We start from the raw sequence: 10,449 nt of genomic DNA, 5'->3' as shown, positions 1-10,449 counted from the left end.
AGACGTGTTGATGGTGATACCACGAGCTTTTTCTTCTGGTGCGTTATCGATCTGGTCGAATGCGCGAGCAGCACCGCCGTAGGTTTTAGCCAGTACGGTAGTGATTGCAGCGGTCAGCGTTGTTTTACCATGGTCAACGTGGCCGATAGTACCGACGTTAACGTGCGGTTTTGTACGTTCAAACTTTTCTTTAGACATCGATTGTCCCTCTAAGACACGGATAAATCGGTGATATCACCACATCAACCAGGCGAAATGCCTGAACTGTTGAATACATTTACATTGAAACAGAGAGAAAAGGGAGGAGAAGTGAAGTGGTGCTGATACCCAGAGTCGAACTGGGGACCTCACCCTTACCAAGGGTGCGCTCTACCAACTGAGCCATATCAGCACGTATTGGAGCGGGCAGCGGGAATCGAACCCGCATCATCAGCTTGGAAGGCTGAGGTAATAGCCATTATACGATGCCCGCATCCTGAAACTCGGCTACCCAGTTCTTTCTGTAACAAAAAAAGAGATTTCTCTCTTTTTAAGTTCGAGCTGGTCAATTTTTCCAACCAGCTCCGGCGGCAAATTCGCTGCCAGAAAGTGGTGGTGGGGGAAGGATTCGAACCTTCGAAGTCTGTGACGGCAGATTTACAGTCTGCTCCCTTTGGCCGCTCGGGAACCCCACCGGACTTGATGGTGCCGACTACCGGAATCGAACTGGTGACCTACTGATTACAAGTCAGTTGCTCTACCTACTGAGCTAAGTCGGCATCAAGTAGCGCGCATTCTATGGAGACATGCGCTGTCATGCAACTAAAAAATTGCACAAAACGTTCTTTCGCTCACATTTTATTCGAAAGGAGGGTTAAGCGCTGGAAATTCAGCCATTAGAGGTCAAATATTCAGCATGGAAGCCTGTATTAACCTGCATAAACCTTACCGTGACGGCTCACGCGTAACGCATCGCTTCCCATATTTTTTCTTATTATTCCTGTCATCTGGTGTTAACCTCCTGCCCATTGTCCAAATTAACTCTGTAATGAGTCATGACCCGGCTGTGTTGTGATGGCTCACTGAAGCATGCTTATGAGCAAAAAAGAGCAAACGTTAATGACACCCTATCTTCAGTTTAACCGCAGCCAGTGGGCCGCCCTGCGTGATTCCGTTCCGATGACTCTGACGGAAGGTGAAATCGCGCGGTTAAAGGGGATAAACGAAGATCTCTCCCTGGAGGAAGTGGCGGAAATCTATCTCCCACTCTCTCGCTTGCTTAACTTCTATATCAGCTCCAACCTGCGCCGACAGGCCGTACTGGAGCAGTTCCTCGGGACCAACGGCCAGCGTATTCCTTATATCATCAGCATTGCGGGCAGCGTTGCGGTAGGGAAAAGCACCACAGCCCGCGTGCTGCAGGCGTTGTTAAGCCGCTGGCCGGAGCACCGCAGCGTAGAGCTGATCACCACCGACGGCTTCCTGCACCCGAATGAAGTGCTCAAAGAACGCGGCCTGATGAAGAAGAAGGGCTTCCCGCTCTCTTATGATATGCACCGTCTGGTGAAATTTGTCTCCGATCTGAAATCCGGCGTGCCTCACGTAACGGCGCCCGTCTATTCACACCTGATCTACGATCGCATCCCGGACGGGGACAAAACGGTTGTACAGCCGGACATCCTGATTCTTGAAGGGCTTAACGTTCTGCAAAGCGGCATGGACTATCCCCACGATCCGCATCACGTGTTTGTTTCTGACTTCGTGGATTTCTCTATCTATGTCGATGCGCCGGAAGAGCTGCTGCAAAGCTGGTATATCAACCGCTTCCTGAAGTTCCGCGAAGGCGCCTTCACCGACCCTGATTCTTACTTCCACAACTATGCCCAGCTCTCGGAAGAAGAGGCGATCAATGTGGCAACGGGGCTGTGGAACGAGATTAACTACGTGAACCTGAAAGAGAACATTCTCCCGACGCGCGAACGTGCGAGCCTGATCCTCACTAAGAGTGAAAAACACGCCGTCGACCAGATTCGTTTGCGAAAATAATCTTGCAGTCATAAAAAAACCGGCTTATCGCCGGTTTTTTTCTTTACGCCTGCGGCTTCTCGCCGTTTTCATCCTGATCGACCGCGAAGCAGGCCACCAGCTGACCGCCGTAGTCCTTCAACTGCGGCTGCAGCTGCGTACAAGGGCCAAAGCGACGACGGCAGCGGGCGTTAAACGCGCATCCGGGAGGCGGATTGAGCGGGCTCGGCAGCTCGCCGGTCAGCTTAATGCGCTCACGGCGATCGTCCGGGTTCAGGCGCGGCGTCGCAGACAGCAGCGCCTGCGTATACGGGTGACGAGGATTATTAAAGATCTGGTCCTTGGTCCCCTTCTCCACGCAGCGCCCCAGGTACATCACCATCACCTCATCGGCAATGTGCTCTACGACCGACAGATCGTGGGAGATAAACACGTAAGACAGCCCCAGCTCCTGCTGAAGATCCATCATCAGGTTCAGCACCTGCGCGCGCACGGACACGTCGAGCGCGGACACCGGCTCATCGGCAATCACCACGTCCGGGTCGAGCATCAGGCCGCGGGCGATGGCAATACGCTGACGCTGGCCGCCGGAGAACATGTGCGGATAGCGATCGTAATGTTCGGTTTTGAGGCCGACCTTCGCCATCATCGCCAGCGCTTTTTCACGGCGCTGCTCTTTGCTCAGGGAGCTGTTGATCAGCAGGGGCTCTTCCAGAATCTGCCCCACCTTTTTACGCGGATTCAGCGAGCCGTACGGGTTCTGAAACACAATCTGGATCTTCTGACGACGCAGTTTCTGCGCCTGCGGGTCGTGCTTGAGCAGATCCTGTCCCTGATAGTAAAGCTCGCCGCCGGTTGGCGTTTCGATCATCGTCAGAAGACGGCCCAGCGTGGACTTTCCGCAGCCGGACTCCCCCACCACCGCCAGCGTTTTACCGCGCTCAAGGGTAAAGGAGACGCCGTCCAGCGCTTTCACCAGGCGCTCGGGCGCAAACAGGCCTTTCTTCACCGGGTAATGTTTTTTCAGGTCAATGGCCTGCAACAGCATGTGCTGCGTACTCATAGCGTTGGCCTCCCGGCATCATCGAGTGGGTAATGGCATTTCGACTGACGACCGTCAGCCAGCAGGTTCAGCTCCGGCTCTTCCGCACGGCATTTATCGGTGGCATACGGGCAGCGCGGATTCAGCAGACAGCCCTGCGGGCGGTCATATTTGCCCGGAACCACGCCCGGCAGCGAGGCCAGACGCGCTTTGTCCTGAGCAAACTCCGGCAGCGCACGCAAAAGCGCCTGCGTATACGGATGGCGCGGTGCGCGAAAGATATCGTGCGAGCTTCCGGTTTCCACCACCTGGCCCGCATACATCACGATGATTTTGTGCGCGGCTTCCGCCACCAGCGCCAGATCGTGCGTAATCAGCACCAGCGCCATGTTCTCTTTCTGCTGGAGCTCAAGCAGAAGTTCGATGATTTGCGCCTGAATCGTTACATCCAGCGCCGTTGTGGGTTCATCGGCAATCAGCAGCTTTGGTCGACAGGCAATCGCCATGGCGATCATCACGCGCTGGCTCATCCCGCCGGAGAGCTGGTGCGGATAAACGTCCAGACGCGATGACGGATCGGGGATGCCGACCAGGTTCAGCAGATCGATCGCGCGCTGACGCCGGGTTTTTTTATTACCGCCCTGATGCACCTTAATCGCTTCCATAATCTGGAAACCGACGGTATAGCACGGGTTCAGGCTGGTCATCGGGTCCTGGAAGATCATCGCCACTTCCGCCCCCACCAGCTGGCGGCGCTGTTTTTCAGAAATCCGCTTCAGATCCTGGCCGTTAAACTCAAGGTTTTCCGCCATCACGCGGCCGGGGTAGTCAATCAACCCCATAATCGCCAGCGAGCTTACCGACTTACCGGACCCAGATTCGCCAACAATGCCGACCACTTCGCCCTGATTTACGCTATAGCTGATGCGGTCCACGGCGCGAAACGGCGTGCCTTCGTCACCGAAGTGCACCGATAATTTATCTACATTTAATAACGCCATCTCGTGCCTCTTACTGCTTCAGTTTGGGATCAAGCGCATCACGCAGGCCATCACCCATCAGGTTAAATGCCAGCACCGTCAGCAGAATCGCCAGACCCGGGAAGGTGACGACCCACCAGGCGCTTTGTGCGAACTGCAACACGTCGGAGAGCATGGTGCCCCACTCCGGCGTTGGCGGCTGCGCCCCCATGCCAAGGAAGCCAAGAGCGGCCATATCGAGAATGGCGTTAGAGAAGCCGAGCGACGCCTGTACGATCAGCGGCGCAAGGCAGTTCGGGAAAATGTTAACGAACATCTGGCGCATCGCGCCGGCACCCGCCACGCGTGAAGCGGTCACGTAATCGCGGTTCACTTCCACCAGCACCGCCGCGCGGGTTAATCGCACGTAGTGTGGAAGGGCCACAAAGGTAAGCGCCAGCGCGGCGTTACCTATCGAGGGGCCGAAAATCGCCACCAGCACCAGCGCCAGCAGCAGGCTTGGCAGCGCCAGCATGATGTCGACGACGCGCATGATGATGTTATCGACGATGCCGCCGAAATAGCCAGCAATCAGGCCAAGCACAATCCCCATGACCAGCGACAGCACGACCACCAGACAGCCGACCAGCAGCGAAAGCCTCGCGCCGTACATCAGGCGCGACAGCACGTCGCGACCTACGTCGTCAGTGCCCAGGAGATGCGTCAGGCTACCGCCCTCCTGCCAGGCAGGCGGCGCGAGCAGCGCATCGCGGAACTGGTCCGCAGGGTTATACGGTGCAAGCACGTTCGCAAACACCGCGATCAGAATCATGATGGTGACATAGGCCAGGCCTACCACCGCGCCTTTGTTGCGCTTGAAGTAGTGCCAGAACTCCTGCAGCGGGGTCATTGGGACCGGCGCCGCAACCACTTTATTTTCAGAAACGTGTGACATGATGGCCCCTTACTTCTTGTGACGAATACGCGGGTTCACCACGCCGTAGAGCAAATCGACCAGCAGGTTGACGAGGATAATCATCGTCGCCACCAGCAGTACGCCGCCCTGCACCACCGGATAGTCGCGGCGCTGCAGTGCGTCAATCAGCCAGCGTCCGAGGCCGGGCCAGGAAAAGATAGTTTCGGTCAGAATCGCCCCTGCCAGCAGCGTGCCCACCTGCAGGCCAATAACGGTGACCACCGGCAGCATCGCGTTACGCAGCGCATGAATGATGATGACGCGCATGCGGGTCAGGCCCTTTGCGCGCGCGGTGCGAATGTAATCTTCGCCCAGCACTTCCAGCATGGAGGAGCGGGTCATACGCACGATAACGGCCAGAGGAATCGTCCCCAGCACCATCGCAGGCAGGATCATGTGTGCAACCGCGTCGATGAAGTTACCCTCTTCGCCCCAAATCGCCGTGTCGATCAGCATAAAGCCGGTCAACGGATTGGTATCATCAAGGAAGACCATGTCGCTAACGCGCCCGGAGACCGGCGTCAGGTTCCACTGCACCGAAACCAGCATGATCAGCATCATGCCCCACCAGAAGATAGGCATGGAGTAGCCGGTCAACGCCAGGCCAACGGCCGTATGATCGAAAATGGAACCGCGCTTCACCGCGGCCAGAACGCCCACGGGGATACCCACCGCGGTGGCAAAAATCATGGCGCAGACGCCGAGTTCCAGCGTCGCTTTAAAGCGCGGCACGAACTCATCCCACACCGGAAGACGGCTTTTCAGCGAAATCCCTAAATCACCGTGCATAACGCCCCATATGTAATGGAGATACTGCTGCCACATCGGCTTATCAAGTCCGAGTTCAGCCAGCAGCTGTGCATGACGTTCAGGGGAGATCCCGCGCTCGCCCGCCATGATCATCACCGGGTCACCGGGGATCATATGGACGAAGGCAAACGTGAGAAGGGTAATACCGATAAACGTGGGGATGACAAGTCCCAGACGTCGGAGGATGAACTGCAACATAACCCGGATTCTCTCTGATGACGCACGACCATTGGCGTGACGTCTGTATTGCTCACAAATGTAAATTCCCTCTCCTGCGGGAGAGGGTTAGGGTTAGGGTGAGGGATGCATGCACGCCCCTCACCCCTGCCCTCGCCCAAAGGGAGAGGGAGAACACCCTACTGATTATTCAACCGATACGTTTTCGAAGTGGTGTTTGCCGAGTGGGTCAACCACGTAGCCCTTCACTTCTTTACGCACTGGCTCGTACACGGTGGAGTGAGCAACAATCAGCGCCGGGGCCTGATCGTGCATAACAACCTGAGCCTGCTTGTACAGTTCAATACGTTTGTTGTGATCGTCGGTCGCACGCGCCGGCTGGATCAGGTCTTCAAACGGCTTGTAGCACCAGCGGGAGTAGTTGGAGCCGTCTTTCGCCGCCGCACAGCTGAACAGGGTCGCGAAGAAGTTGTCCGGGTCCCCGTTGTCGCCGGTCCAGCCCATCATCACGGCCTGGTGCTCGCCCGCTTTGGCGCGCTTCAGGTACTCGCCCCACTCGTAGGTCACAATTTTGGCCTGAACGCCGATCTTCGCCCAGTCGGCCTGAACCATTTCCGCCATGCGGCGCGCGTTCGGGTTGTATGGACGCTGAACAGGCATCGCCCACAGCTCAACGGTAAAGCCTTTCTCCTGGCCCGCTTCTTTCAGCAGCGCTTTCGCTTTCTCAGGATCGTAGGTGTAGTCCTTGATGTCGTCGTTATAGCCCCACATGGTTGGTGGGATCAGGTTCTTCGCGGCAACGCCAGCGCCCTGATAAACGGCTTTGATGATCGCTTCTTTGTTTACCGCGTAGGTCAGCGCCTGACGGACTTTCACGTCATCAAACGGTTTCTTCTCGGTGTTAAAGGAGAGATAGCCCACGTTCAGGCCAGCCTGCTCAAGCAGGTTAATATTCTTATCCTGCTTCATGCGCGCAATGTCAGCCGGGTTCGGGTATGGCATCACCTGGCACTCGTTTTTCTGCAGTTTTGCGTAGCGCACGGAGGCATCAGGCGTAATGGAGAAGACCAGACGGTCGATCTTCGGCTTGGTGCCCCAGTAGCCTTCAAAGGCTTTGTACAAAATGCGGGAGTCTTTCTGGTACTGCAGCAGCTGGAACGGGCCGGTACCGATTGGGTTCAGGTCCACTTTTTCCGGCGTGCCGGCTTTCAGCATGTTGTCCGCATATTCTTTAGAGAGAATAGAGGCGAAGTCCATGGCCAGGTCGGCCAGGAACGGGGCTTCCGGACGGGTCAGCACAAACTGAACGGTGTTATCGTCCACTTTCTTCACTTCGGAAATCAGGTCTGGTAAACCCATCCCTTCGAAGTATTCATAGCTGCCGCCGGACACTTTGTGGTACGGGTTCTGCGCGTTTTTCTGACGATCGAAGGAGAACACCACGTCATCGGCGTTCATATCGCGCGTGGGTTTAAATTCCTTGCTGTCCTGCCACTTCACGCCCTGACGCAGGTGGAAGGTATAGGTTTTACCGTCTTCGCTGATATCCCACTTTTCAGCCAGACCCGGAATCACTTCCGTGGTGCCGGTTTTAAATTCAACCAGACGGTTATAAATAGGTACGGAGCTTGCGTCGTACGTCGTACCAGAGGTGAACAGCTGTGGGTTAAAGCCTTCCGGCGAGCCTTCAGAACAGTAAACCAGGGTTTTTGCCTGTACGCTTGCGGCAACGGTCATAGCCACCAGGCTCAGACCAAGCTTCAGCATCCCTGACTTCTTCAAGGAAATACTCATTATTCTGCTCCAATGTGATGTTTTGCTTTGTTGTGTTACGCCGCCTGACCTTTATTTATTTTTTACCCGGTCCGGTCGGTGGTGCCCGAAGGCAGTAAAGGGATGGAGAATCCTTTCAGAAGTGCGACGGAGTTGCAGCGCAGATCGTCCCTGAAATGCCCCTCGTGCCCTACAATCTGTCAACAGAATGTGAAAACGTCAATACAGGTGGCGGGGATTTACGCTGAGTGTGAGAAACCGCAAACAAAGATTAAAAAAACTCTATACGCCGGTTTTCAGCAGGGAAATTTATGCTACTCCGTAACCTACAGCATAACTCTCTTCATATTTCGCAACATCCAGTGATTAACTTTTATTCAGATTGGGTAAACTTTCTTGCAGAATGGTGATTATCTGAGCACTAAATGCCATGAACGTTAAAACGCACAGCGAAAAATGCTGAGGTTATCCATAAGCAACGCGAAAAAAGATCAATCTATATATAAAAAATTACAATGGATTATGTCACAAAACAGGTATCAGGCAGGAAGAAACGGGGCTAAAGGACATTTTGCTTAATCAAGAGGATTAAAGCGCTAATGCAAAAAGGGCTAATCTTGCGGTTAGCCCTTTTCAGAATGTGGTCGGCGAGAGAGGATGACTCACCGCTTCGCGGCTCGCCCTTCGGGCCGTTGCTAACGCAACGTTCTCTCGCTTCGCTCGAGTCGAACCTCCTTCCCCGGAGATTCTCATCCTCTTGAACTTCAGATGCAAAAAACCCTGCTCTAAGAGCAGGGTTTTGAATGTGGTCGGCGAGAGAGGATTCGAACCTCCGACCCACTGGTCCCAAACCAGTTGCGCTACCAAGCTGCGCTACTCGCCGAATGCGGAGCGCATCTTACTGCTGGGGTGCGCCCCCGTCAATCCCTTAAATTAAAAAAGCCGTTCGTTTGGCGATAAACTCGCCACCTGCTACTTCACCGCTTTTTTGGTGTTATCAGGGAGTTTACACCAGTTGTTATTTTCGTTAATCCCACCGTCAGGGGAGGTGTAGCCCAGGCAGCCCAGGATAGTGTCGTACAGCTCAACGTGGCGGCGCGGCACCTTCATATCGGCCTCTTTCTTCAGGTGAGCAAACATCTGCGCTTTCTCCGGATCTTCCAGATACTTGTCGGACATCCACACCATCATCGGAACGCGGAACTGCTCCGGAGGTGCCATTTTGCGCGGCGTACCGTGCAGATGTTCGTACTCGTTAATCGACTCACCGTGATCGGAGGCGTAGAACACTATCGCTTTCTTGTCGCGCACCTGGTCAATAACCGTATCGATAAAGTGATCGACATACGTGACCGAGTTATCGAAGGAATTGATCAGCTGCTCCTTGCTGCAGTCTTTATCAACGCCAACACACTCCGGCGTCCATTTCGCAAAGCTGCGCGGATACCGCTGGGTGTAGTTAAAGTGCGACCCTTTGGTGTGCAGGATAATCAGGTGCTTGCCGTCCGGATTGCCGTTCAGCGAGTTTTTCATCTCGTCGATCAGCAGCATGTCGTCCACGCTCTTGCCGCGGTTGCGCGGCTCCGCGCCAATCTGCTCGCGGTAGGCAATGTTCTGCGCCATGGTGTTGCTGTAGAACCACATCTCGCTCTGCATTGCGTAAAGATCGGAGGTAAACCCAAGCTGGTGCAGCACCGAGAAGACGTTCTGTTCCTTCAGCGTGCGCTGAGGGTTATCGCTCGCTCCGCCTTCACGTACGAACATGCAGCGTAAGGAGAGCTTCGTTGCGGTATCACACGAGTAGCCACGGAAGGCGACCAGGTTTTTCTCCTGCGCCAGCTTCGGCGTCGTGTCGCGGTCATAGCCCAGAATGCCCATGTGATCCCAGCGCGTAGTCTCACCGATAATAAAGACGACATAGGTATCGTCGATATCCTTCGGCGCAACGTAGGTATACTTTTTCGCCGGATTCATTAGCGATTTGTTGTCAGAAGACTCATCCACCTGCGCCCAGGCATACAGCCCCAGCGCGGAAATCCAGTTAGAAGGCAGATACGAATTCGCCACCACGCCGCCGTAGCTCGGCATATCAACGCCGGAAGTACGCTCGTCATTCTTCTGCTTCACGTCCAGCAGGCGAATCGGCCCCCAGACCATCAGCCCGGCCAGCAGCACCAGCGCAACGCTTCGAAAACGCTTGCCCGGCGTGCGGATCTGGTGCACCAGCGTGTAGCGGCAGCGGTTGCTCCAGATAAGCAGCAGCGGCAAGGCGCTCACCGCCACCAGCCAGAGAATGAAGTGCAGTCCAACAACCTCTTTCGAGAGGTCAATATCCGTGGTCATTACCGAGGCAATAATGCCGTAGCCAATCACCACGTTCATAAAGGTCATGTAATAGCTGGCACCCGCCGAGCACAGCACGACAAGCGTCGCCAGCACTCGCCACACGCGGCGACCAAACAAAGAGAGAATGCGGAATAAAAAGAAGGTGACTAACACCGCTGCGACCAGTTCGACAACCGCTGCAATTCCTTTCCAGACGGTAAAATCTTGCGCGTAACCGTCAAACCGACGGAAAAAAACGGCGCCATTCATAAACAGGCCGATGTACAACGCCAGCAAAAAGCAGAGCTTTTGTTGCGCCATCGATTTAATGTATTTCATGCAAGCAACCCGGAAAAAGGGACAGAACCACCGCCAACTTTTGT

8 protein-coding genes, 5 tRNA genes and 1 other RNA gene are annotated in these 10,449 nt (G+C 55.0%); 1 reads left to right on the top strand and 13 read right to left on the bottom strand.

All coding sequences use genetic code 11. The features are described from left to right. The 5 genes from DBY73_RS15455 to DBY73_RS15435 all read right to left on the bottom strand — a co-directional run. Positions 1-198, bottom strand: a 198-nt coding sequence (locus DBY73_RS15455) for a GTP-binding protein (RefSeq protein WP_000031657.1), incomplete at its 3' end; no start/stop codon positions are given. A 117-nt stretch (positions 199-315) separates the two neighbouring features. Then, a tRNA-Thr gene (locus tag DBY73_RS15450) sits at positions 316-391 on the bottom strand. Positions 392-397: 6 nt separating this feature from the next. Next, positions 398-472: transfer RNA gene (locus DBY73_RS15445), tRNA-Gly, on the bottom strand. Between the two features lie 117 nt (positions 473-589). After that, positions 590-674 (bottom strand) — tRNA-Tyr (locus DBY73_RS15440). 8 nt (positions 675-682) lie between these two features. Continuing rightward, positions 683-758: transfer RNA gene (locus tag DBY73_RS15435), tRNA-Thr, on the bottom strand. Between the two features lie 316 nt (positions 759-1,074). On the opposite strand from DBY73_RS15435, the gene coaA reads away from it, so the two are divergent. Further along, positions 1,075-2,025 carry a type I pantothenate kinase gene (coaA, locus tag DBY73_RS15430; RefSeq protein WP_112011964.1) on the top strand — a complete coding sequence of 317 codons (951 nt, stop codon included), beginning with the start codon at positions 1,075-1,077 and terminating at the stop codon, positions 2,023-2,025. 43 nt (positions 2,026-2,068) lie between these two features. Here coaA and dppF read toward each other — a convergent pair whose 3' ends face one another. From dppF to eptB, 8 genes are all read right to left on the bottom strand, one after another. Beyond that, a complete protein-coding gene (gene dppF / locus DBY73_RS15425; RefSeq protein ID WP_112011963.1) occupies positions 2,069-3,067 on the bottom strand; it encodes a dipeptide ABC transporter ATP-binding subunit DppF in 999 nt (332 codons plus the stop codon). Next, positions 3,064-4,047, bottom strand: coding sequence for a dipeptide ABC transporter ATP-binding protein (gene dppD, locus DBY73_RS15420; RefSeq protein ID WP_112011962.1), 984 nt, complete (start codon positions 4,045-4,047; stop codon positions 3,064-3,066). Before dppD ends, dppF begins: the two co-directional genes overlap by 4 nt. 10 nt (positions 4,048-4,057) lie before the next feature. Beyond that, positions 4,058-4,960: a dipeptide ABC transporter permease DppC gene (gene dppC / locus DBY73_RS15415; RefSeq protein ID WP_112011961.1), complete on the bottom strand. Its 903-nt coding sequence runs from the start codon at positions 4,958-4,960 to the stop codon at positions 4,058-4,060. Positions 4,961-4,969: 9 nt separating this feature from the next. Beyond that, positions 4,970-5,989, bottom strand: a complete 1,020-nt coding sequence (gene dppB / locus DBY73_RS15410; protein WP_112011960.1) for a dipeptide ABC transporter permease DppB — start codon at positions 5,987-5,989, stop codon at positions 4,970-4,972. Positions 5,990-6,154: 165 nt separating this feature from the next. Further along, complete coding sequence (gene dppA / locus DBY73_RS15405; protein WP_112011959.1) at positions 6,155-7,762, bottom strand: dipeptide ABC transporter periplasmic-binding protein DppA; 1,608 nt, start codon at positions 7,760-7,762, stop codon at positions 6,155-6,157. A gap of 620 nt (positions 7,763-8,382) precedes the next feature. Continuing rightward, positions 8,383-8,515, bottom strand: a non-coding RNA gene (locus DBY73_RS15395) — RtT sRNA. Between the two features lie 32 nt (positions 8,516-8,547). Then, positions 8,548-8,624, bottom strand: a tRNA-Pro gene (locus DBY73_RS15390). A gap of 89 nt (positions 8,625-8,713) precedes the next feature. Further along, on the bottom strand, positions 8,714-10,405 hold the full coding sequence (gene eptB, locus DBY73_RS15385) for a kdo(2)-lipid A phosphoethanolamine 7''-transferase (RefSeq protein WP_112011957.1): 1,692 nt from the start codon (positions 10,403-10,405) through the stop codon (positions 8,714-8,716). Positions 10,406-10,449: the final 44 nt, after the last annotated feature.

Source organism: Enterobacter sp. RIT418 (assembly GCF_003057745.1).
Lineage (GTDB): Bacteria > Pseudomonadota > Gammaproteobacteria > Enterobacterales > Enterobacteriaceae > Enterobacter.
Note: the sequence above shows the minus strand (reverse complement) of the source record. Positions and strands in the feature narration are given on the sequence as shown.